This is a genomic window from Halopiger xanaduensis SH-6 (genome assembly GCF_000217715.1).
GTDB classification, from domain to species: Archaea; Halobacteriota; Halobacteria; order Halobacteriales; family Natrialbaceae; genus Halopiger; species Halopiger xanaduensis.
This window is the reverse complement of sequence record NC_015666.1, coordinates 1,297,172-1,320,238: the sequence shown is the minus strand read 5'-3', so window position 1 is coordinate 1,320,238 and position 23,067 is coordinate 1,297,172. Positions and strand designations below refer to the sequence as shown.

Here is a 23,067-nt window from a genome sequence, read left to right as displayed (position 1 = left end):
GGAAGCCACAGCCTTGATACCGAATAACGACCGACAAGCGCCTGCATGAATTGGCAGGCGACGCTCGAGCGAATCGGCGAGTTCACGAGCAAGTACTTCGTCCTCTGGGTGGTGATCGCCGCTCCGCTGGCGCTCTACACCCCCGAGACGTTCACCCCGATCGCGGCCTACATTACGCCGCTTTTGGGGATCATCATGCTCGGGATGGGGCTGACGCTGACGCCCGCGGACTTCCGACGGATCCTCGAGCGCCCGCGTGACGTGTTCATCGGTGCGATGAGCCAGTGGCTCCTGATGCCGCTGTTCGCCTACCTGCTGGTCGCCGTCCTCGGACTGCCGTGGGAGATCGGCGTCGGGTTGATCCTCGTCGGTGCAGCGCCGGGCGGCACCGCCTCGAACGTGATGACCTACCTCGGCAAGGGCGACGTCGCGCTGTCGGTGACGATCACGACGGTGACGACGATCGCCGCGCCGCTGGTGATGCCCGCGTGGGTCGTGGCGCTGGCCGGCGAGTCGATTTCGGTTACGTTCGGGCAGCTGTCCGAGACGATCGTGCAGGTCGTCCTGCTACCGGTCGTCGGCGGCCTCGTGTTGCGCTACCTGCTCGATCGGTACGCGCCGCTCGTCGCGGAGATCGGCCTCTCGATCTTCCCGGCGATCAGCGTGGTCGCGATCGTCGCCATCGTGGCGGCCGTCGTCGGCCTCAACGTCGAGACGATCCTCGGCGCCGGCGCCCTCGTCTTCCTCGCCGTCGTCCTGCACAACGGACTCGGCCTCGGCTCCGGCTACGCCGTCGGGCACGCGACCGGAATGGCCGAGGATCGGGCGCGGGCCTGCGCGTTTGAGGTCGGCCTCCAGAACAGCGGCCTCGCGGTGGCCCTCGCGACGGCACATTTCAGTGCAAGCGCCGCCCTGATCCCCGCGCTCTTTAGCGTCTGGCACAACGTCTCCGGCCCCGCGCTCGCGACGCTGTTTACCTACCTCGACGGCGACTCGCCCGCGACGGACGAAGACGTCGCAGTCGCGTCAGACTGAGCGCGCTACGGACTGAATCGACGGCAGCCGTCCCGGAAATCCCCTTAATCTCTTTTAATCCCCTCCGAGATAGCTTTTTACGAGTGGTCGGTGTGATACATTGTATCATGACCGACGTTACGTACGTCCAGAAAGCCTGCGCCTACATCACGCGCGGGACCGGCGAACTCCTCGTCTTCGAGGGCCCCGGTCACGACGGCCTCCAGATCCCGAAGGGGACGCTCGAGTCCGGCGAAACGCCTCGAGAGGCGCTGTTTCGCGAAGTGATGGAGGAGAGCGGCCTCACCACGCTGAACGGCGCGCAGCACCTCTCGACGGACGTCTGGACGCGTCGCGAGTCGCCGCCCAAGCGGTACGTGCGCCACTTCTTCCACGCGAACGTGCACGAACCGCGCGATCGGTGGACCCACACGGTAACCGACGGCGGCGAGGAACACGGCGCCGAGTTCGAGTTCCGCTGGGTTCGCTCGGCGGGCGGCGACCGCGAGTTCGCGCTCGACCTCGACGATTACGTCCACCTGCTGCCGATCGGCGCCGGCGACGCCCTCGCGAGCGCCTCGGATTGAGCGGGCGGGAGCCGCGCCCCACCCGGGCCCCCGATCTCTTTTCCGTTCTCGCAAGCCCGTCGTTTACGGCGGTCTCGGGCGCACGGCGTACTAGACCCGCGATCGCGGGAGTCGTCGGTCGCGAGCGGCGAGTGTTTCAATGAGCAAGAAAGAGGAGAACGAGGAGAGCACGGGCGAGGAAATCCGCGAGTCGATAGACCGTGCAGCCTCGGGCGCGCCGGCGGCGGGCTGGGCGGTCCGCGATCGGTTCTCGGCCGACGAGATCTTCGAGCGCGTGCTCGCGAGCGCCGACGAGGAGATCGCCATCTCGAAGCAACGCCTGTTCTTCAGCGGCCTCGCCGCCGGATTCGCGATCGTGCTGACCTTCCTCGGGCACTCGATCGGCGCGACGATGTTCCCGGAGAACAGCTTTCTGAGCGCGATCCTCTACCCGATCGGCTTCATCTACATCATCCTCGGCCAGTACCAACTCTACACCGAGGAGACGTTGCCGCCGGTCGCGCTGGTCCTGGCCCGCATCGCCAGCCTGCCGCTGTTGCTCCGCGTCTGGATCGTCGTCATCATCGGGAACGTAGTCGGCGCGGCGCTGGGCGCATACCTGATCGCAAACGGCGGGGTCCTCGACCCGGAAGCGACGCGGGTCGGCGCGGAGTTCGCTCGAATCGGCCTCGAGCACGGCTGGTGGGCGGTCTTCAACCGGGCGCTGTTCGCCGGCTGGCTGGTCGCCGGCGTCGTGTGGCTGGACCACGCGTCGCGGGATACGATCTCCCGCTTACTGCTAATTTACGTCATCTTCTACATGATCGCCGCGGCCGAGCTCTTCCACGTGATCACGGCCGCGTGCGAGGTGTTCTACTACCTGTTCGTCGTCGACGGAGCGTCGCTGGCGGTCGTCCACGAGTTCTGGCTGCCGGTCTTCCTCGGGAACACCGTCGGCGGCGTCTTCCTCGTGGCGCTGGTGAACTACGCGCAGGTCGAGCAGCGCCGCTTTCCCGACATTCGGGTGCTTAGCCCCCGCGAACTGCTGTTTACGTGGCGCGGCGGGAAGGGGACGCCGCCGTCGCCGGCGGAGACCGAAGACGAGACCGACAAGAGAGACGTCCGGAAGCGGGAGGGCGACCGCGACTCCTCCAAAGCGGGAACGCGGAATCTAGAAGACGACGAATAGTTCGCCGGGAGCGGACCGGCGGACGACTACTTCGAGAGCGCTCGTTTGACCGCTTCGGCCACGTTCGTCGCCTTATCTCCCAGTTCCTCGGAGACCAACCCTTTATCGACGGCGTCCTCGAGTTCGTCTTCGTCGACGATTTCGACCTCGCCGTCGACGCGGATCACGTCGATGTAGAGGTCGACGTACCGCACCGCGTCTGGGAACAGTTCCACGGGCGTGCAGATGTTGACGTACGTGCCCTTCGCCGCGCCGTCGGCGTCCTTGTAGGTCGTCGGGTACCACCAGCGGCCCTCGCGGAACTTCGTGACGGCGACGTCGCCCTCCTCCTTGGGAACCCCGAGCGCGTCGTAGGTGCCGCCCCCGCGCATCGAGCGCTCGAGGGTGAGCGAGCCGTCGGCGTCCCACTCGGTGACGTCGCCGTAGCCCAGCGAGATGCGACGGCCGTCGGGTTTGCCGTGGCCGATCTCGAGGCGGTCGCCCTCGGTGGGGCCGAACTGGCGGGCGACGGCGGCGAAGGGGAACTCGTCGGTGTCCGTCTCGCCCTCGTCCTCGTCGCTGTTGTCCTCGCCGAGCGAGCCACAGACCGCCTCCGCGAAATCGACCGCCGCGCTCGCGGCCCGATCGGCGGCCTTGGTCCGGTGGTGGCCCGGCATCGTCGTCTCCACCTGTCGGCGGTAGCCGTCCAGCGCGAACCGCGACTCGCGGCCGAACCAGCACCAGTCCGTCCGTCGCGGCGCAGCCAGGCGCCCAGGGTCGCCAGGTTCGGCCGGCGCATCGGAGAGGACATCCTCGAGCGCCTCGACGCGGTCGACGGCCCGCTCGAGGGCTGCGTTCATCGCCTCGAGGTCGACGTCTGCCGCGGCGTGCTCCCAGCGCAGGCCCCAGCCGTCGGGAACGTCGGTCGAGAGCAGGTCGGTCATGCCGACGAGTTCGCTGGCTCGCTCGCCGCCGCCGACCGCCGAGACGCCAGTCCGGTCCCGCGAGAGCGTACAGAGGCCGCTTTCGACCGCGAGCGTCGGCCGGACGCGGGGTTCGTCGTCGTCCCACGGCGGCGTCGGTTCGACGATCTGGACACGGTAGCGATTGCCCTCGTCGACGTAGCCGTCGACGTCGTCGTACTTGAGGTAGCCGCGGCGGCCGTCGCCGAGGTCGACCGTCGCGCCGCTGCCGCCGCCCGCGTCGATCACTTCCGCGTCGAAGACCGCACCCCGCGGCGCGTCGTCGGCCCAGCGGAAGGCGTCGATCGCAAGGTTCTCGAGTTCGCCGACGACGTCCGCGACGGCCTCGGGATCACCCGATACTTCGACGCCCTGTCGGTCGCGGGTCGTCTCGAGCCGGACGTCCGCCGGCGCGGCGGCGAACTCGTCGTCGAACCGCTCTCTGATCGGCTCGGAGGCTTGGACGATCTCGAGGCCGTTCGCGTTCAGGAGGCGGGTGAGCGCGGTGGTGTAGATGCCGCGAACGCGCGCGGTGGTCATCGGTCACCCTCCGTTGGCGTTCGGTCTCGGCCGTGCAGCCAGCGTCGACCGCGCGTGAATCCGTCCTCGAGCACGGGAATCACCGCAGCGTCCCGCGGTCGGCCGCGAACCGGACCCGGTCGTGGACCGTCGGGCCGAGCGTCAGTTCGACGTACTCCTCGTCGGCGTCCAGAATTCGGCCGTCCTCGACGTAGACGCCCCACGTCTCGAAGCGCAGCCAGCCGCGCAGCTCGTCGGCGTGGGTCGTCAGGTCGAGGTACTCGACCGCGTGTTCGGGGTAGTCGGCGCTCGAGTGGGCCATGTCCATGTCCGAGTAGACCGTCTCGTGGCGCTCGAAAAACGCCTCGAGCGCCGCCGCGTCCGCGTCGACGGCCTCGGCGATCGCCTCCGAGGCGGCCTGCAGATCGTCGGTCTCGAGGCCGACGTCGCGAAGCGCCCGCTGGGTTCGCTGGTCGAAGTGCATGGGCGAGTGTTCGGACGGGGACCCTTTGTGGATTCCGAGTCTATCGCACTCGCGGGCTCGGTTGCGGTCCCGCCCTCGAGGCGGTCGATCGGGCGTCGCTCGAGCCTGCCGCGTATTGAGATTCGGCGGCGTCATAATACGATATTAGGAGCCGCCGCCGAACGCTTACGAAACGGGAAGGTATACCGACGCATATGCAGCGCAGGCGCGACCCGGTCGAACGAGCCAGCGACGAGTCGACCGACCTCTACGACGTATCGACCTGGGAGCCGCGATCCGCGGTGGATCGGTTCGCCCACTCGATCTACACCGGAGTTCGGTACACGTTGCGGGGGATCGTTTTCCTCGTGGCGCTTTTGATCACGATCGCGTTGCTCGTCCAGCCGGCACAGCTCGCGCTCGAGACGCCCTGGCTCGGCGCGTTCTTCGGGCTCTCGATCGTCCCGGCGGCGCTGCTGGCCGGGTTCATCTGGTACACGGACATCACGTCCAGCGAACCGCTCGGGTTGCTCGTCGCGACGTTCGTCCTCGCCGTGTTGTTCGCGACGTTCGCAGCGGTCGTGAACTCGCTGATCGGCCCGCGACTACAGGCGATCCCGGTCGTCGGTTCGCTGCTCTTTTTCTACCTGATCGTCGGCCCCGTCGAGGAGACCGTGAAACTGCTCGCGGTTCGGACCTTCGCGTACCGAAGCAACTCGTTCGACGCGGTCATCGACGGCGCGGTCTACGGCGCCGTCGCCGGGCTCGGCTTCGCCGCGATCGAGAACGCGATCTACATCACCGGGACGGTCGCGGAGGCCGACGTCGGCCTGCTGACCGCGGCGACCGGGATCACGACCGTTCGCGCGCTCGTCGGCCCGGGCCACGTCATCTACTCCGCGATCGCCGGCTACTACCTCGGGCTCGCGAAGTTCAACCCCCGACACGCGGGGCCGCTCGTCGTCAAGGGGTTGCTGGTGGCTGCGTTCATCCACGCGACTTACAACGTGACCGTCGGGATCGTCCCCAACCTGATCGCCTCGATGTACCCGATCGGGTTCGGACTGGCGTTCATCGGCTACGTCGTCGTCTACGATCTCGCGATCGGCTACTACCTCTACCGGAAGATCGACCGCTACCGGCGCACCTACCGCACCGTCAGGGACGACACCGGCGACCCGCCGCGGTCGGAGCTCACCGAGTTCGATCCCCCGCAGCGGTAAGCCGTCGTGCAAATACGGACGCTCACCCCCTTTATTCTCGAGATTCTCCAGCCGGCGGGACGCACGCTGGTGCAGGCACCACCGGCTTGGTCCGGAGCGGCGCAGATCCACCCATGACGACGTTCGCCGACGACGACCTCGAGAAGCGAGTCGAGAACGCCAACGGGGAGGTGATCGGGACCGTGACCGACGTCGACGGGGAGGCGGCTCGCGTCAAGCCGCGCTCCGGGATGGTCGATTCCATCAAGGCTGCACTGGGCTGGCGCCGAACCCGCGAGAATACGGTGACGATCCGCGCGGACGCCGTCGACGAGATCACGCCCGAGACCGTTCGGCTCGAGGCGACGCCGATGGACGGCACGGCTGACACGTCGACGGCGCCCGCCGCGGACCGGACGCCGACCGATCCCGACGGGGAGGCGACAGCCGACCGGCGTGCCGATGCAGAGTCGCCGACCGGAATCGACGACCGGATGCCAAACGTCGCCGAGGCGGAACCCACCGTCGGCGACGACGAACTGGACCGGGACCGCGGTATCGCTACCGACGACTCGGCGCGCGGCCTCGAGACGGACGATCCGGACGGCGAACTCGCGATCGGAGACCGAGCGAACAGTACCGACGCCGACACCGATACCACCGCCGCCGACGAACCGATCGGCTCCGCGACCCTGACCGAACCGGAATACGGACCGAGCGGCGAGGGTGGCGCCGAGCGCGAACTCGATCAGGAAGCAGAACGCGATCGCGAGGGGGCAATTGCGGACGATATCGAAGACCAAAGCGGCGAGTTTTCGATCGACCCTGACACCGACTCAGACCCCGAATCCGAACCCGAAGACCGAAATTCGAGCCCGGTCGAGCCGCTCGCCTCGAGCGATATCGACGGTGACGAGCGAAGCGAGACCGCGAACGCCGCCGCGGACGCAGACGAGGAGACGATGGCCGGATCGGACTCGGACCTCGAGTCCGACGACGATTCGATCGACGTCGCGGACGCGACTGCGACCGAACGCCCGAACCGGGTCGGCGAACCGGCGATCGACGAGCCGGTACCCGAGCCCGATCAAGTGAACGAATCAGAGGATAATGGCGAGGAACAGACGGACGAAGAGACGATGGACCTCGCCGACGAACCGAACATCGGGTCCGGAACCCGCTCGCTCGAGGACGTCGGCGGTTCCGCTGCCGACGACGATTCGAACGACGGGGAAAGCAGGGCAGAATCAGCCGCAGCCGAGGGAAACCTCGTCGACGAAGTAGACCGCGGCGTCGATATCGAATCCGCGGTCGACGAGAGCGACAGCGACGCTCCGGCACCCGACGCCGACTCGACGGACCCAGCGGACGAACTCGAGGCCGGGCCGGATCTCGAGGCGGCCGTCGAGTCGGACGAATCGGATGACAGTGCAGCGGATGGAACGGCTGCGGAATACCGAGACGAGAGTAATGACGCAGCGATCGAGATCGAACCGGGGATCGATGTTGCCTCCGCGATGTCGTCGACCGAATCGACATCTCCCAACGAGTCGGAATCGGACACTGGGCCAGCAGGACAGCGGGTCGACGTCGATACTGGGCCCGGCACGGCGATGCATCGGGAGCTAACGGACGCGGACGAATCGACGACTGAAGCCGCCGACACTGACGACAACGACAGCGACGCGGTGCCGGAACCGAGCAGCGATCGAACACGGCGTCCGTCGTCCGAAAGCGAGAGTCAAGATCGATCTCAAGCTGCCGGATCGGCCGCAGCTGCCCCCATCGAAGCTGCCATCGCCGCCCAGCGTGCGGCGCTTGCAACGAACCGAACTGCGGCCAAAGTGGGCGCGACTGCCCAACAGAACGCGGCTCGAGCCGCACTTACGGGCCCATTGCTCGCACAGCGGGGAACGCTCGAGTTCACGCAGACGGCCGCGCGGAGCTACACGAGTGGGGTCGCAGCGATGATGGAGATGGGGACGACGACCAGGACGAGACGAGACGATGCTGGGACCGACGCAGAGCAGTCGATGGACGCGGCGTTCGCGAGCTTCGAAGAAACCCAGTCCCACATCGCGGACGAGGAACTGAACCGGGAACTCGCAGCGCACCTCGAGCGCGTCCGCGAACTGCAGTCGTCGGCCGATAAGTTCGAGCAGCGAGAGCGAATCGAACAGGCCACCGAACTGCTCGAGCGACAGACGGAACTACTGCGACGGTGTCAACAGCATCTCGAGGAGCAAGACTAGAACTGTTAGTCGAACCGCGCCTCGAGCAGCCGTTCGACGTACTTCGCGAGCACGTCGACCTCGAGGTGGACGGGATCGCCGGGCGCCTTCTCGGAGAGGGTCGTGAGTTCGTACGTCGTCGGAATGATGGCGACCGTGACCCGGCCGGCGTCGGGGTCGAACTCGGCGACGGTCAGGCTGATCCCGTCGAGGGTGATCGAGCCCTTCTCGACGACGTAGCGCTCGTAGCCCTCCGGAAGATCGAACTCGAAGAACCAGTCTTCTTCTACCGACTCGACGTTCGTCACCGTCGCGACCGCGTCGACGTGGCCCTGCACGACGTGACCGTCGAAGCGACCGTCCGCCGGCATCGCGCGCTCCAGATTGACCGCGTCGCCCGTCTCGAGGTCGCCGAGGTAGGTCCGCTCGACGGTCTCGCTCGCGAGGAAGACCTCGAACCACTCGCCGTCCGCGTAGTCCTCGACGGTGAGACACGCGCCGCTGACGCTGATACTCTGGCCGTGCTCGAGGTCGGTCGCGACTGCGTCGGCGCCGATTCGGAGCCGGAGCCCGTCGGCGGTGCGCTCGCGCGCGACGATCGCCCCGGTCTCCTCGACGATTCCCGTGAACATACCAGACGGTTCCCGGCGACGAATAAAGACGTTCCGAAGGCGAGACGCGTTCCAATTCCGTTACTTCGAGAACGAGCCGAAGATACGAGCGGCGAACCGGACCGAGATACAGTCGTCGCTCTTTTGCCGATACGCGCGCTACCTGAACCCAATGGCCGGTATCATCGACACGATCAAACTCGCGAGCACCCTCGTTCTCGCGATTCCCGCTGCGCTCGCCGGACTCGAGTTCTTGCTGGTCCGCGGGGAGACGACGGCCGGTGCGATGTTGCTCGTGCTCGCCGCCGGACTCGTCGCCCTCCAACACTGGGTGCCGACGCCGGGAGACGTCCCGGAACTGCTCGCCAAACGAGCCCTCGGAACGGTGGTTAAAGAGCCCGAATCGGACCCGGACGCGGAGCCGGACGACGACCGATAGTCGGTCGCAGCAGACGCTACGCTGCAGCAGTGACCCGTCGTAAAAGCGACCCGAGATCAGTTCAGTTCTCGTTTACGTCCTCGAGCAGCGCCGTCGGCTCGAGCGACCGCGAGAGGGCGGCGAGCCGTTCGACGTCGGTCCGGCCGTCGCCGGTCTCTCCACCCCTTGCGAAGACGTCGGCGAGCCGAATCCGGGTTCCACCACCGCCCGCTCTGCCGCCGTCCTCGCCGCCGTCGAGTTCGACAGCCGCCTCGAGGCAGACGACGCTGCTCGGTCCGACGTCGTCGCCGCCGGCGACCGGACGCTCGCGCGGCTCGAGGCCGATGCCCGCGACTCGCGTCTCGATTCCGCCATCCTCGCCGAACGCTCGGATCTCGGCCTCGAGGTCGGCTTCGACGGCGGTGACCGATTCCGTCCCCGCGGTCAGCATCGCCCGACTCGAGCGGAACGCCTGCGTGACGGCGACGTGGGCGCGCCGTTCCCGGCCGCCGTCGCCGTCGACGACGAGCGTGCGCGCGAGCCGACCGTGGTAGCCGTCGGGCCCTCGCGGCGCCGCCGAGAGACCGATCGGCTCGCCGGGTCGAAGTGCGGCTTCACTGTCGTCCGCACCGCCGGTCTCGACGCCGGTGTTACCCGCGGGGAACGCGCCCGCAGCGACGATCGCCTCGTCGATCGCGGTTCGGAGTCGACCGGGCGTCAGCGGCGTGCCGTCAGCGACGAGCCGTCCGTCCTCGACCGTCGCCGACGCGAGTACCGATGCGCCGCGTCGGATCCCGGCGGCTGCGGCGCCCTGTGCGATCTCGATGCGGGTCCGTTCGCCGTCAGTCTTCTCGGCTCGAGCGCGGTCGATCGCGTCGGTCGAGGCGAGCGAAAACTCGCCTTCACTCTCGAGGTAGAGCGCGGCGTCGTGGGGGATCGTGGAGGGCGTCAGGACGGTCGTGGCGTCCTCCCCCTCGGTGCCGTCGGCACCGTCGGACGACGACAGTCGCTCCGCGAGATCGGTCGCGAGTTCGACCGCAGGGTGAACCTCGGATGCGGCCGACGACCGGCACAGCCAGTCGATCCCGTCGTAACCGATCGCGACGACCGTCCGCGCTGCAGTCCCGTGCCAGTCGCTGCTACCAGTATCGGCAAAATCGGATGGCGACGAGCCACTCGCAGACGACAGCTGTAGGCAGTACCGTACTGTCGGATCGTGAGCAGTCCCTGCGTGGACGAACGCCGCCCCGTCGCGGGACGCGAGTTCGTCGTCGAGCACCGCCTCGAGATGATCGGACTCGAGGGCATCCAGTTCGGCACCTGCGACAGCGGCATCGCTCTCGGCCTCTTCCTCGGGGCGAAACGATCCGTCGGTCACGGCTTACGGTGCTTCCGCACCCGCTTCCGGTTCGACTTCCGGTTCGTCGTCGCCGTCCTCGTCGTCGGACCCGCTCGGCTGCTGCGCCTCCTCGACTAACTCGTCGAGGGTCGTGTCCGTGAGTTTGTTGTGGAGCAGAACGTCGATCGGCAGCGTCGGCGCGCCGTCGACTAAGTTCTCGAGGAGGACGAGCCGTTCGCGGGCCCGGGACATGCCGACGTAGAAGACGCGCCGTTCGTTGTCCGTCAGGACGGGCACGGGCGAGGTCGACTTGGTGAACTCCTCGACGCCGGGGACGTCCTCGGGGTCGTCGACGGTCGCGACCATCTGCTCGACGACCTTCTCGGTGAGGTCGGTGCCGACGATGACGTGGTCGGCCTCGCGACCCTTGGCGGAGTGGATAGTGCCGACGCGGACGCGGTCGGTCTCCATGCCGAGGTACTCGCCGATCGCAAAGTACGAGCGGACGCTCTTCTTCTGGAAGTTAGTTACCTTCCGGACCATGTCGGCCGCCGACGCGGGACCGGGCATGAACGGGACGTGGTCCTCGACGACCTCGGCGGGGATCATCAGTTCTTGGAGGTCGTCGATGCCGGCCTCTTCCTGGCGCTCGTCGATCGTGTCGAAGAGGTCGTCGCGCTCCTTGGTGCCGAAGGCCGACTCCTGGAGCATGTCCGCGAGTCGGCGAGCCTGCAGGCCGGTGACGTCCTCGCCCTCGTCGATCGCCTCGACGGCGCGGACGTACTGGGTGAGCCGGTCGGTCCACATCCGCTGGTCGGTCAGCGACGTGAAGGGGATGCCCTCGGTGATGAACTCGTCGATAAACTGGAACATCTGGTAGCGCGCCCGGAACAGCACCATCACGCTGCCGTCCGTCTCGACGAGCGTCCGTCGAACGTTCCGGACGACGTCCAGCATCGAGGCGTTCGCTCGCGCCTCGACCGCGCCGCCTTCCTTCCGCGGCTTGAGGTCCTTGTCCTGACGCTTCTCGATGTGGCGGATCTCTTGGTTGACCGCGTTGAGGACGTTCGAGGGGAGACGGTAGGAGTTCGGCAGAATGATGTCCTCGTCGACCGCTTCCTCGAGCAGCAGTGCGGGGTCGGCGCCCTGCCAGGAGTAGACGACCTGGTCGTCGTCGCCGGCGATCAGGACCTGCTTCATGTGGGGTTTCCACTCCTCGTAGACGTCGTACTGCAGCGTCGTGATGTCCTGGAACTCGTCGATCACCAGATAGTCGACGCTCGGGAGCAACGAGCGTTGTTTAACGCGCTCGAGCATGTCCGCGAAGCCGATCTTGCCCTGCTCGCCCTTGTAGGAGCGCCACGCGCGGATCGCTTCGGGGACGTCGATCCGGTCGTCGTCGCTGGGCCAGGTGGGCGTGTACTTGTTGCCCTCCTGGGCGTTCGGGTCGATCTCGGGCGGGAGGCGGACCTCCTCCTCGTCCCACTGGAAGGGGACATCGTACCAGTCGGAGACGTCGCGGCTGGTCCGCTGGAGCCACTGGCTCGTGGCGATGATCTTGTTTCCGATCGTGGTCGAGCGGGCGGTCCGGCGACCGGCGCCGCTGTACTCGTCCTCGAACTCGAGGCCGTACTCCTCGCAGAATTCTTCCTTCTCGGATTCGCCGATGACGTCGCTTCGAGAGAGATCCAGCAGATCGTAGGCCTTGGCGTGCATCGTACAGACGTTGCCCTGCAGCGCACGCGGACTCTCGTCGAGCCGCTCGGCCAGTCGTTCGCGAACCTCCTGCGCTGCCGCTCGCGTGTACGAGACGACGAGGATATCCCGGAACGTAACGCCGTCCTGATCGAGGATTTCTTCGACGTGGTCGAGAAGCGCGGTCGTCTTCCCGCTTCCCGGACCACCGAACAGCCGGGTCACCTTCGTCTCCGTGGTAGCCATTGTACCCATTCAAGGGCGCGACACTCTTAAGTGACGTGGGTTCCGTGTGGGGAGGAAATCGGCAGTTCGATCGGGAATTCGGCGGCCGACGGGGACCGTCAGAGACCGGTTACGGGTTCCGCGGCGAGCGGGCGGCACGGACCTCCGCACCGTCGCGGATCTTGTCCTGACAGTCCGGACAGACGCGCGGATCGTCGACGCCGGGCGGCGTGAACACTCGAGCGTACGCGTCGGTCACGAACGAACCGCAGTTCTGACATTCCGGCATGGTTTTACGTTCTATCTATTGGGAAATAATACACTATAATTGTATCGTATGCGAAGGGTGGAACGAAGGTTGAATCAACGCTCCAGCGGCTCGCAGCAAGCGGTGGGACAGCCAAAAACGAAACCGAGAGTCGTCGTCAGGCCGACGAACGACGGCGAAGAAGACAGGTGCCGACGATCAAGTCAGGCAGCCGGCTCCCAGCCGCAGACGGAACAGTTGTCGGCGGACGTGTCGTGGAGGCCGCCACACTCCGGACACTGTTTCTTGTTATACTCCTGCTCCCACCCTACTTCGTCGACTGAGTGGCCGCGGTCGGTAAGGAATTGGTCAAAAACGTCGTCACCGGCACCATTGGGTGAGGATGCCATACGTGTGTCAATGATAGGCACAGTATTAAATCGTTGGGTTGCCCCGAGGATCTGCCTCATCTTTGCTATACGCCCACATACGTCGGGAGGATAAGTCAGCGCAACCGCGAGAACGAACGCACGAGGCCAGCGACTACCCGCGGGTTTTTCCCGGTCTCGGCCCTACGTCGAGGTATGAGCGATCTCCGCCTCGACGCGACGCAACTCGATCGATACTCGCGACACGTCATCATGGACGAGATCGGTCCCGAGGGCCAGCAGCGACTGCTCGAGGGGAGCGTCCTCGTCGTCGGCGCGGGCGGTCTGGGATCGCCGGCGATCCAGTACCTCGCGGCAGCGGGTATCGGCCGACTGGGCATCGTCGACGACGACGCCGTCGAACGGTCGAACCTGCAGCGCCAGATCGTCCACGGGGACGGGGACGTCGGCCGGCCGAAGGTCGAGAGCGCGGCCGACTACGTAGCGGCGCTGAATCCGGACGTCGACGTCGACACGTACGAGACGCGTCTCACCGCGGACAACGTCGACGACCTCGTCGCCGAGTACGACGTCGTCTTAGACGCCAGCGACAACTTCGCGACCCGGTACCTGCTCAACGACCACTGCGTGCTCACGGAGACGCCGCTCTCCCACGGCGCGATCTACCGGTTCGAGGGGCAGGTGACGACGTTCACGAACGAACGCGGCGGCGAAGCCGAAGATCCGCCCTGCTACCGCTGTCTGTTCCCCGAAGCGCCGGAACCCGGCACCGTTCCGGACTGCGCGACCACCGGCGTTCTCGGCGTCCTCCCCGGCACCGTCGGCTGCATCCAGGCCACCGAGGTCGTCAAGTACCTGCTCGGAAAGGGCGAACTGCTCGAGGGGCGCCTGCTGATGTACGACGCGATGGACATGAGCTTCGAGACGGTCGAGATGCGCTCGAATCCGTCGTGTCCGGTCTGCGGCGACGACCCCGAGATCCAATCCGTCCAGGACGCGACCTACGAGGGAACCTGTTCGCTGTCGGCGGACTGACGGTAGCGATTCGATCCAAAATCGTCAGCACCAGCGAACGCCGGCCGGACGGTGAACCAGTCAGAAACGCGGTGTCCTCTAACTTCGCAACAACCCGCCATCGATCGGTATCTCGGCCCCGTTGACGAAACTCGCCCGCGGACTCGAGAGAAAGGCAACGACCTCGCCCAGTTCGTGGGGTTCGCCGATCCGATCCATCGGAATCTCGCTCGCGAACTCCTCAAGGCCCTCCCCGTAATTGTCGTACGTCCCACGGTCGATCCCCGCCTCGATCAACTCTTCGATGCGCGGCGTCTCGATCGTCCCTGGCAACACTGCGTTTGCCCGAATTTCCGGTGCGAACTCCCGTGATATCGTCTTCATCAGTCCGATCACGCTCCGACGAACCGAGTTCGACAGCAAGAGGCCGTCCGCAACCTCCCGAACCGTTCGCGAGGTGATACACGTGATCGTCCCCTGTTCCGACTCGAGCAGGTGCTCGTGGGCTTCCTCGACCGTCCAGACGACGCTCATCACGAGCAGGTCGTAGGCCTGGTACCAGTCCTGCTCGTCCGTCTCGAGAAACGTCGTACTCGGCGGCCCGCCCGCCGACGTCACGAGGTGATCGAGGCCGCCGAACTCCTCGACGGTCTGACTTACGAGCCGGGAGATGTCGTCGGGATCCGTGATATCCGCTTGGACGGCGATCACGTCCCCTGCTGTGTTGGTCTCGGCGAAATCATCGCGCGCCCGCTCGAGGCGATCCGCATCGCGCCCGCAAATCGTCACGTTCGCTCCTGCCTCGAGCAGCGCCCGTGCGCTCGCCAACCCGAGTCCGCTCGAAGAGGCCGTTACCAGTGCCGCGCTGTCGTCGAGCTCGAGGTCCATACTTCGCTCGACCACGAGGAGGGGCAAAGTTCTCCGGCTTGTGTCGGGAGTTGCTACTGCTCGAGATCGACAATCCCGCCGCTATCCAATTCACGATGAACTCCGTGTATGAAAGACGAAAAGCCCCGCCGAACAACAGCAGCGCTGTCGCTCGACGAGGCTTGTTGATGAGTATGCGAGTATGAGTGGGGCGGCGAATCGACGTTCCCAGAGGGTCGCCCACTCCAGTAGTTGCCGATACGCAGGCGAGCTTATCTTCCGTGTTCGGGATGGGTACGGGAGGAACCTCGCCGCTGTGGCCGCCTAACGCCGATTCACGGAATCGAACCGTGATCATGCCAATATCGGTGGAATGACCGTCATGTACGTGTAGTCCAGTTCGCGCCTGGACCCGTTCGATGGGTCACAGATCCAAATGCGTGTCTCAGTTATGAGTGTGTGGCTTGGCCGATTAGTGCTCGCGGGCTCAACGCCTCGTTGCCTTGGCGCGTACACCCCGAGTCTATCGATCTCCTCTTGTAGGAGTGGCCTCGGTGGTTCCTCGTTTCCAGGTGGGTTTCGAGCTTAGATGCGTTCAGCTCTTACCCCGTGGTGCGTGGCTGCCCGGCACGTGCTCTTTCGAACAGCCGGTACACCAGTGGCACCCATTCGTAGTTCCTCTCGTACTATACGAACGTTCCCGTCAGGAACCGTAACACCCCCAATAGATAGCAGCCGACCTGTCTCACGACGGTCTAAACCCAGCTCACGACCTCCTTTAATAGGCGAACAACCTCACCCTTGCCCGCTTCTGCACGGGCAGGATGGAGGGAACCGACATCGAGGTAGCAAGCCACCCGGTCGATATGTGCTCTTGCGGGTGACGACTCTGTTATCCCTAAGGTAGCTTTTCTGTCAGCAATTGGCCGCATCAAGCAGCCTAATTGGTTCGCTAGACCACGCTTTCGCGTCAGCGTCCGTCGTTAGGCCGGACACTGTCAGACTTCCGTATGCTCTTGCGCTCTTCCCCGCGTCTCCGACGCGGGTGAGGAAATCTTGGGGCGCGCTCGATATCTTTTCAAGCGCGTACCGCCCCAGTCAAACTGCCCGGCTACCAGTGTCCTCCGCCAGGAGTGAGAGTCGCAGTCACCATCGGGTAGTATTTCAATGCTGCCTCGGTGGCCCGCTAGCGCGGGTACCTGTGTAATGGCTCCTACCTATGCTGCACAATGGCGACCACGTCTCAGTGACAGCCTGCAGTAAAGCTCTATAGGGTCTTCGCTTCCCCTTGGGGGTCTCCAGACTCCGCACTGGAACGTACAGTTCACCGGGCCCAACGTTGGGACAGTGACGCTCTCATTGATCCATTCATGCAAGCCGCTACTGAAGCGGCAAGGTACTACGCTACCTTAAGAGGGTCATAGTTACCCCCGCCGTTAACGGGTCCTTCGTCCCATTGTACTGGGTGTTCAGATACCCGCACTGGGCAGGATTCAGTGACCGTACGAGTCCTTGCGGATTTGCGGTCACCTATGTTGTTACTAGACAGTTGGAGCGTCCGAGTCACTGCGACCTGCCTCTTTCCGAGGCAGGCATCCCTTATTGCGAACGTACGGGACTAACTTGCCGAATTCCCTAACGTCGGTTATTCCCGACAGGCCTTGGCTTTCGCCGCCACGAGTACCTGTGTCGGATCTCGGTACGGACAGTGTGCTCGCCTTTTCACGGGCTCTGGGTTGACCTCTCTTACGTTATCCAGCCATTCGATCGCTTCGTGCCATTACGGCTTCCACGGTCTTCGACTGTTCAACTGGGCGAAAACCCAGCAGAGGCGGCCCCAAAGCGTCAGCTTTGAGTGCACACTGGCACAGGAATATTAACCTGTTTCCCTGTTGTCTGCTTCGACTTACGGGCAGACTTAGGACCGGCTAACCCTCAGCTGATCAGCATTGCTGAGGAACCCTTACTCGTTCGGCCGTCGGGGGTCTAACCCGACTAACGCTGCTACTATGACCAGGATTTTCGTTACTGAACGGTCCACACGAGTTCTCACCCGTGCTTCCACCCGAACAGAACGCCGACCTACGCGATCACCCTGTGAGGGGTGCGGCCAGGTCTCGGTGGTGGATTTGAGCCCCGATCATTTTGGGCGCCCCGAACCTCGGCCGGTAAGCTGTTACGCTTTTCTTAGAGGGTAGCTGCTTCTAAGCTCACCTCCCGGCTGTCTAGGGCTCGGGACCACCTTCGATCGCACTTAATCCACACTTTGGGACCTTAACCCGGCGCTGGGTTGTCTCCCTTATGGTACACAGGCTTACCCCGTGCACCGGACTCCCTGCGTCAAATGGCGTCTGTAGGTTCGGAGTTGGACAGGGGGGCGCACTCCTCTCGGAGTGCGGTCCCCCAATCCGTCGCTCTACCCCACAGACTACCTCGGCAGAGGTCATGCTTCGACATGTTTCGGTCGGAACCAGCTGTTTCCGGATTCGATGGGCCTTTCACCCCTAGACATAGGTCACGCGAGGGTATTGTAGGACACCAACGCTAGCAGACCTCCACGTGCCTTTCGGCACGCTTCGTCTTGCCCATGTCTAGATCATCCGGTTTCGGGTCGTGTCCGATTGACTCCCCGCGCTTGAACACGGCGGCCCTCGCAATGCTGCGGCCATGTCGGTTTCCCTACGCCTTCCCTGATAATCAGGTTAGACTCGCCAATCAGACACACTCCCTGGTTCGTTTTTCAAAACGTACGACGGAACATCGGCTTCCTCTACTTCTTACTGGTAGCTCGCGCTACGGTCATTGTGTAGAGGACCTTGTATGCCCCGTCGTTCGATCGCCAACTGATTTCACGCCCTATTGCACCTCCCTTCGTGGGGTGCTTTTCAGCGTTCGCTCACGCTACTTGTTCGCTATCGGTCTTGAGGAGTGTTTAGTCTTTGCAGTCGATGCCTGCAATATTCACGAGGGATATCCAACCCCCGATACTCTGGAGCTGACGCGTCCGATACTCGCCTGCAGTACGGGACTATCACCCTGTTTCGTGCTCTATTCCAAGAGACTTCTTGCAGCCTTTCGCGGAGTGGTTGTCAGTCCGAACACCACATTGCCCGAAGGCTTCGGTTTGGACTGTGTCGCGTTCACTCGCCGTTACTAACGACATCACGGTTACGTTTTCTCTTCCTGCCGATACTAAGATGTTTCAATTCTCGGCGTTCCCCATTGCGCGAAGCAATTGCGGTGGGGATTCCCATTCGGAAATCCTCAGTTCTTCCCCTCCGTGCGGGTCCCTGAGGCTTATCGCAGCTTGGCACGTCCTTCTTCAGCTCTCAAGCCGAGCGATCCACCAGCTGGCACAGTAGCCACGTTCATCGGATCTGGGTTGCGAAAGCAACCTTGTAGTGACCCGGGAACGGGTCCAGTGGACGCCTGGACTACACGTACACACGGTCGCATCTGCAGGCCAGTAGACGGCTGGCTGCATTGACCCTTCCCACCCACGTTTGCACGGGGTGGTGCATCGGTTTGCGTTCGGATTAGATCGAACGAGTCGTTCCCACTTAAGGGGAACGATTCGTCAATCCGCTCCGAGACATGGACCCACTGGGATTCGAACCCAGGGCATCCTCCTTGCAAAGGAGGCACTCTCCCACTGAGCTATGGGCCCACCCCCTCGAAACGAGGGGAACGAGGTGTGAGCCTTGGTAGTTCAAAGGTGCCCGATCGGCCCGAACGAGTGGGACGACGAGCGCGGCGAAATGGACCGCTGAAGTTGAGCTGGGGCAGCGCCCCAGTCTCGGTCTGTGGAGGTGATCCAGCCGCAGATTCCCCTACGGCTACCTTGTTACGACTTAAGCCCCCTTGCGAAGCCCAGATTCGACCTGGTGACCAGGCCTCATCCGGACCTCACTCGGGTGCTTTGACGGGCGGTGTGTGCAAGGAGCAGGGACGTATTCACCGCGCCCTTCTGAGGCGCGATTACTACCGAATCCAGCTTCATGCGGATGAGTTTCAATCCGCAATCCGAACTACGACCGAGTTTCGGAGATTAGCGTCGCCTTTCGGCGTTGCATCCCACTGTCTCGGCCATTGTAGCCCGCGTGTCGCCCAGCACATTCGGGGCATACTGACCTACCGTTGCCCGTTCCTTCCTCCAGTTTGGCACTGGCAGTCCTCCTAATGTACCCAACCACCACGAGGGTGTTGCTGGCAATTAGGAGTGCGGGTCTCGCTCGTTGCCTGACTTAACAGGACGCCTCACGGTACGAGCTGACGGCGGCCATGCACCTCCTCTCAGCAGGTCTGATAAGGTCATCAACCTGATCGTCACTCCTGCTGTCGATGCTGGTGAGATGTCCGGCGTTGAGTCCAATTAAACCGCAGGCTCCTCCGGTTGTAGTGCTCCCCCGCCAATTCCTTTAAGTTTCATCCTTGCGGACGTACTTCCCAGGCGGTCTGCTTCACGGCTTCCCTACGGCACAGCACAGGCTCGTAGCCTGTGCCACACCTAGCAGACATCGTTTACAGCTCGGACTACCCGGGTATCTAATCCGGTTCGTGACCCGAGCTTTCGTCCCTCACCGTCGGATCCGTCTTCCAGAGGCGCTTTCGCCACCGGTGGTCCGTCCAGGATTACGGGATTTCACTCCTACCCCGGACGTACCCCTCTGGTCTTCCGGTCCCAAGCCAAGCAGGTTCCACCGGACGCCCGCGTGTTGGGCACGCGGATTTCCCGATGGACTTGCCTGGCCAGCTACGGACGCTTTAGGCCCAATAATAGCGGTCATCACTCGGGCTGCCGGTATTACCGCGGCGGCTGGCACCGGTCTTGCCCAGCCCTTATTCCTGTACCACCTTACGGTACAGAAAAGCGAGGACGATATGCCCTCGCAGATGGAGTCCCCTTATCGCACTGGCGTGCAGTGTAAAGGTTTCGCGCCTGCTGCGCCCCGTAGGGCCCGGTATCTTGTCTCAGATACCGTCTCCGGGCTCTTGCTCTCACAACCCGTACCGATTACTGGCACGGTGGGCCGTTACCCCACCGTCTACCTAATCGGCCGCAGCCACATCCTCTGGCGCCGGAGCATTTCACGTTCTCCCCACTCCAGGGTGAGAACGCTATTCAGGATTAGCCTCAGTTTCCCGAGGTTATCCCGATCCAGAGGGTAGTTTGGCCACGTGTTACTGAGCTATCTGCTACGAGTCTAAACTCGTGCAACTAGCATGGCTAAATCGGACTCCACTAGCAATGACCTCCGGCAGGATCAACCGGAATGTCTCCCCTCGAAACGAGGGGGGTTGGCGGTGAATGTTGGTACACACTCACACTATGGGTCCAGTTCGGCGCGCGCGCGTCGGCCCACGACGTGGACCGGTCGAGCGTCACCGAACTACCAAGGCTCACATCAGATCCCATCTGTACGGAAGACCGCAGGGGTGGAATCCTCATCTCCTTCGGACGTATTCGTAATCCGCCAAGGGTACATAACCCCTTCGGACCGAACCGTCCGAGATGACGACCCGAGTTGAACGGGCCGTCGATCACTTCTTCTTTGCAATCCATCCGAATCCCCGTATACACTTAAGGGCAACGGATCGCACCCACGCCGAAAACCGCATCCGGCACAGTGTTGTGCGACCGTTTGTGAACGCCCTATCGTGTATAAGGGTAACGGACGAGATTCCTGCCTCCGTGCCGAGTTTCGGCCGGAGGGAACGCGGCGCGATGCGCCACGTCGTTTGCATTCCTATCGAAGGCCGGGTGTATACATAAGGCCGTCGTCTCGAGGACGGCCTGTACTACGTTGGGCAATCACGTGGTTCAATCACCGAGTGAGATAGTTGGGGAATGAGGCTGGAGCCGGTAAGCGACGATGTCGATCTCCTCGAGCGGACGGTACGAGTTTGACTGGCGACGAGCTGTGAGTAACAGCGGACTTCGTAACGAACGCCGGAGCCAGCAGCCGGCGTCGAAGAGCCGACGCTCGAGAGATAACGTGGTAAAACAGGGTTACTGGAGTGATCTCGAGAAAGAGGCGACGGTCTATCCTCGTCGTGAAACGCAGTCGAACGAAAACCGAGTGTGACGCCGTGAGAAGCGCCAGGACTGGGATTTGAACCCAGAATCCCGAAAGGGAACACGCTTTCCAGGCGTGCGCCTTACCGTTCGGCCATCCTGGCTCACTTCGTCTTAACCGCGTCCGTCGTTTAACTCTTACTTTTACCGTCGCCGCGGTCGTGCGATTCGGTATCGCGGGCCGATCCGTTCGCCGCCCGCGTCGCGATCCGCGGTTCGAGAACGTACGTGCCGACCGTCGCGACAATCCCGACCACTGCAGCGATGGCGAACGCCTGCACGATCGTCACGAGCGGAGCGGCGACGAGGGCGTAACCCTGGACGAGGACCAGAAACGCCAGCGCGCCGACGGCACCCCAGAGCAGCGCGGAGGTCGTCCGCGGGCCCAGTCCGAGCACCGACGCGATCGGCGCAGCCATCTCACTCGAGCGACGCCACGGCTTCGATCTCGACGCCGACGCCCTTGGGGAGGGCGTCGACCTCGACGGCGCTGCGGGCCGGCGGCTCGTCGTCAAAGTAGTCGGCGTAGGCCTCGTTCATGTCGTCGAAGTCGTCGATATCGTCGAGGTAGACGGTTACTTTGAGGATGTCCTCGGAACTCACACCGGCCTCGTCGAGGATGGCGTCGAGGTTGTAGAGGGCCTGTTCGGTCTGTGCTGCGATCGGTTCGTCGTCGAGCAGGTCGCCGTCGGCGGTCAGGGGGATCTGGCCGGCGGTAAACAGCAGCGAGCCGTTGCTGGTCGCCTGACTGTACGCGCCGACCGCAGCGGGTGCGTCGTCGGTTTTGACGATCCGTTTCATGTTCCGTTCATCGACCCGAGCCGGCTTAAAAGGGGCGAAGCGTTACGCGAGGACGTCGACCTCGTAGCCGGCTTCCCGGAGATCGGAGAGGAAGGCGTCGACGTGGTCGGGACCGCGCATCTCGAGTTCGATTTCCACTTCGGTGTCGCTCATCTCGACCTCTCGAGACGTGCGGTCGTGGTGGATGGCGTAGATGTTGGCGCGGTGGGCGGTGAAGATGTCGAGGAGTTCCTCGAGCGCGCCGGGCTGGTCGGTGAGGACGGTCCGAATCTTCAGGTAGCGGCCGGTTTCGACGAGGCCGCGGACGATGACGTTCGTGAGCGTGTTGAGGTCGATGTTGCCGCCGGAGAGGACGGGGACGATCGTCTCGTCGTCGGCGTAGTCGAACTTCTCGAAGAGGACGGCCGCGAGCGGCACCGCGCCGGCGCCCTCGACCAGCGTCTTCGAGCGCTCGAGGAGGTAGGTTATCGTGACGGCGATTTCGGGATCGGAGACGGTGACGACCTCGTCGACGTACTCCCGAATGTGTTCGAAGGGGCGTTCGCCGACGCTGCGGGTCGCGATCCCGTCAGCGATCGTGTCGACGCCCTCGATCGAGACGCGTTCGCCCTTCCGGAGGGAGGTCGCGGCGCTCGAGGCGCCCTCGGCCTGGACGCCGATCACGCGCGCGTCGGGCTTCTCGCCCTTGACGGCGGCCGCGATGCCGCTGATGAGGCCGCCCCCGCCGATCGGGACGACGACGGTTTCGACCTCGGGACGGTCCTCGACGATCTCGAGGCCGATGGTCCCCTGTCCGGCCATGACCAGTTCGTCGTCGAAGGCGTGGACGTAGATGCGGCCCTCCTCGCGTTCGAGTTCGTGGGCGTGCTCGGCGGCCTCGGCGTAGTCCGCGCCGTGGAGGACGACTTCGGCCCCGTAGCTTTCCGTCGCCTTGACCTTCGAGATGGGCGCGTGCTCGGGCATGACGATCTTGGAGTCGACGCCCACGCGCGTGGCCGCGAGCGCGACGCCCTGGGCGTGGTTGCCCGCGCTCGCGGTGACGACACCTGCATCCTTCTGCTCCTCGGAGAGCGTCGCGATCCGGTTCGTGGCGCCGCGGATCTTGAACGCCCCGGTCCGCTGAAACGTCTCGAGTTTCAGGTGGACGTCGGCGCCGGTCATCGAGGAGTACGTGTGCGAGTACTCGAGCGGCGTGTGCCGGGACGTCTCGCGGACGCGGTCGCGCGCCTCGAGGATGTCGGAGCGGTCGAGCATACCCCC

General features: G+C 64.2%; 18 protein-coding genes, 2 tRNA genes and 3 rRNA genes. 7 read left to right on the top strand and 16 right to left on the bottom strand.

Annotated elements, in window-relative coordinates:
• The first annotated feature begins 45 nt into the window (after nucleotides 1–45).
• The 3 genes from HALXA_RS06490 to HALXA_RS06480 all read left to right on the top strand — a co-directional run bounded on the left by HALXA_RS06490 (nucleotide 46) and on the right by HALXA_RS06480 (nucleotide 2,769).
• Entirely contained in the window at nucleotides 46–1,035 is a 990-nt protein-coding gene (locus HALXA_RS06490) for a bile acid:sodium symporter family protein (RefSeq protein WP_013879513.1), read from the top strand.
• Between the two features lie 107 nt (nucleotides 1,036–1,142).
• A complete protein-coding gene (locus tag HALXA_RS06485) occupies nucleotides 1,143–1,601 on the top strand; it encodes an NUDIX hydrolase (protein ID WP_013879512.1) in 459 nt (152 codons plus the stop codon).
• Nucleotides 1,602–1,740: 139 nt separating this feature from the next.
• On the top strand, nucleotides 1,741–2,769 hold the full coding sequence (locus HALXA_RS06480; protein WP_013879511.1) for a formate/nitrite transporter family protein: 1,029 nt from the start codon (nucleotides 1,741–1,743) through the stop codon (nucleotides 2,767–2,769).
• Between the two features lie 26 nt (nucleotides 2,770–2,795).
• Here HALXA_RS06480 and HALXA_RS06475 read toward each other — a convergent pair whose 3' ends face one another.
• Together HALXA_RS06475 and HALXA_RS06470 are read right to left on the bottom strand one after the other, a co-directional pair.
• Complete coding sequence (locus HALXA_RS06475; protein ID WP_013879510.1) at nucleotides 2,796–4,250, bottom strand: DUF402 domain-containing protein; 1,455 nt, start codon at nucleotides 4,248–4,250, stop codon at nucleotides 2,796–2,798.
• Between the two features lie 79 nt (nucleotides 4,251–4,329).
• Complete coding sequence (locus tag HALXA_RS06470; protein ID WP_013879509.1) at nucleotides 4,330–4,713, bottom strand: DUF7532 family protein; 384 nt, start codon at nucleotides 4,711–4,713, stop codon at nucleotides 4,330–4,332.
• 194 nt (nucleotides 4,714–4,907) lie between these two features.
• Between HALXA_RS06470 and HALXA_RS06465 the strand changes: the two genes are divergently transcribed.
• Nucleotides 4,908–5,915, top strand: coding sequence for a PrsW family intramembrane metalloprotease (locus tag HALXA_RS06465; protein ID WP_013879508.1), 1,008 nt, complete (start codon nucleotides 4,908–4,910; stop codon nucleotides 5,913–5,915).
• 113 nt (nucleotides 5,916–6,028) lie between these two features.
• Nucleotides 6,029–8,146, top strand: a complete 2,118-nt coding sequence (locus HALXA_RS06460) for a hypothetical protein (RefSeq protein ID WP_013879507.1) — start codon at nucleotides 6,029–6,031, stop codon at nucleotides 8,144–8,146.
• A 5-nt stretch (nucleotides 8,147–8,151) separates the two neighbouring features.
• Here HALXA_RS06460 and HALXA_RS06455 read toward each other — a convergent pair whose 3' ends face one another.
• Complete coding sequence (locus HALXA_RS06455; protein ID WP_013879506.1) at nucleotides 8,152–8,757, bottom strand: riboflavin synthase; 606 nt, start codon at nucleotides 8,755–8,757, stop codon at nucleotides 8,152–8,154.
• A gap of 151 nt (nucleotides 8,758–8,908) precedes the next feature.
• Here HALXA_RS06455 and HALXA_RS06450 point away from each other — a divergent pair, with 151 nt between their 5' ends.
• A complete protein-coding gene (locus HALXA_RS06450; protein WP_013879505.1) occupies nucleotides 8,909–9,175 on the top strand; it encodes a DUF7533 family protein in 267 nt (88 codons plus the stop codon).
• 61 nt (nucleotides 9,176–9,236) lie between these two features.
• Here the strand turns inward: HALXA_RS06450 and HALXA_RS06445 are convergent, their stop codons facing one another.
• From HALXA_RS06445 to HALXA_RS20975, 4 genes are all read right to left on the bottom strand, one after another.
• Nucleotides 9,237–10,532 (bottom strand): M24 family metallopeptidase, encoded by a 1,296-nt coding sequence (locus HALXA_RS06445; protein WP_013879504.1) that lies wholly within the window; start codon nucleotides 10,530–10,532, stop codon nucleotides 9,237–9,239.
• Between the two features lie 3 nt (nucleotides 10,533–10,535).
• On the bottom strand, nucleotides 10,536–12,434 hold the full coding sequence (locus HALXA_RS06440) for a UvrD-helicase domain-containing protein (RefSeq protein WP_013879503.1): 1,899 nt from the start codon (nucleotides 12,432–12,434) through the stop codon (nucleotides 10,536–10,538).
• 109 nt (nucleotides 12,435–12,543) lie between these two features.
• Nucleotides 12,544–12,702: a DUF7563 family protein gene (locus HALXA_RS22005; protein WP_013879502.1), complete on the bottom strand. Its 159-nt coding sequence runs from the start codon at nucleotides 12,700–12,702 to the stop codon at nucleotides 12,544–12,546.
• A gap of 182 nt (nucleotides 12,703–12,884) precedes the next feature.
• Complete coding sequence (locus tag HALXA_RS20975; RefSeq protein ID WP_013879501.1) at nucleotides 12,885–13,070, bottom strand: HVO_0416 family zinc finger protein; 186 nt, start codon at nucleotides 13,068–13,070, stop codon at nucleotides 12,885–12,887.
• A gap of 174 nt (nucleotides 13,071–13,244) precedes the next feature.
• Here HALXA_RS20975 and ubaA point away from each other — a divergent pair, with 174 nt between their 5' ends.
• Nucleotides 13,245–14,084 (top strand): SAMP-activating enzyme E1, encoded by an 840-nt coding sequence (gene ubaA / locus HALXA_RS06435; protein ID WP_013879500.1) that lies wholly within the window; start codon nucleotides 13,245–13,247, stop codon nucleotides 14,082–14,084.
• A gap of 78 nt (nucleotides 14,085–14,162) precedes the next feature.
• On the opposite strand, the gene HALXA_RS06430 is transcribed toward ubaA, so the two are convergent.
• The 9 genes from HALXA_RS06430 to ilvA all read right to left on the bottom strand — a co-directional run bounded on the left by HALXA_RS06430 (nucleotide 14,163) and on the right by ilvA (nucleotide 23,061).
• Entirely contained in the window at nucleotides 14,163–14,951 is a 789-nt protein-coding gene (locus tag HALXA_RS06430) for an SDR family oxidoreductase (protein ID WP_013879499.1), read from the bottom strand.
• A 185-nt stretch (nucleotides 14,952–15,136) separates the two neighbouring features.
• A 5S ribosomal RNA gene (gene rrf / locus HALXA_RS06425) occupies nucleotides 15,137–15,258 on the bottom strand.
• 126 nt (nucleotides 15,259–15,384) lie between these two features.
• A 23S ribosomal RNA gene (locus HALXA_RS06420) occupies nucleotides 15,385–18,301 on the bottom strand.
• A 224-nt stretch (nucleotides 18,302–18,525) separates the two neighbouring features.
• A tRNA-Ala gene (locus tag HALXA_RS06415) sits at nucleotides 18,526–18,597 on the bottom strand.
• A 137-nt stretch (nucleotides 18,598–18,734) separates the two neighbouring features.
• Nucleotides 18,735–20,205, bottom strand: a 16S ribosomal RNA gene (locus HALXA_RS06410).
• The 16S, 23S and 5S rRNA genes sit together here with 1 tRNA gene alongside, the layout of an rRNA operon.
• An 823-nt stretch (nucleotides 20,206–21,028) precedes the next feature.
• Nucleotides 21,029–21,110 (bottom strand) — tRNA-Ser (locus HALXA_RS06405).
• Between the two features lie 27 nt (nucleotides 21,111–21,137).
• Nucleotides 21,138–21,425 carry a hypothetical protein gene (locus HALXA_RS06400; RefSeq protein WP_013879498.1) on the bottom strand — a complete coding sequence of 96 codons (288 nt, stop codon included), beginning with the start codon at nucleotides 21,423–21,425 and terminating at the stop codon, nucleotides 21,138–21,140.
• A 1-nt stretch (nucleotide 21,426) separates the two neighbouring features.
• A complete protein-coding gene (locus tag HALXA_RS06395) occupies nucleotides 21,427–21,807 on the bottom strand; it encodes a Rid family detoxifying hydrolase (RefSeq protein ID WP_013879497.1) in 381 nt (126 codons plus the stop codon).
• Nucleotides 21,808–21,849: 42 nt separating this feature from the next.
• On the bottom strand, nucleotides 21,850–23,061 hold the full coding sequence (gene ilvA, locus HALXA_RS06390; protein ID WP_013879496.1) for a threonine ammonia-lyase: 1,212 nt from the start codon (nucleotides 23,059–23,061) through the stop codon (nucleotides 21,850–21,852).
• Between the last annotated feature and the right edge of the window lie 6 nt (nucleotides 23,062–23,067).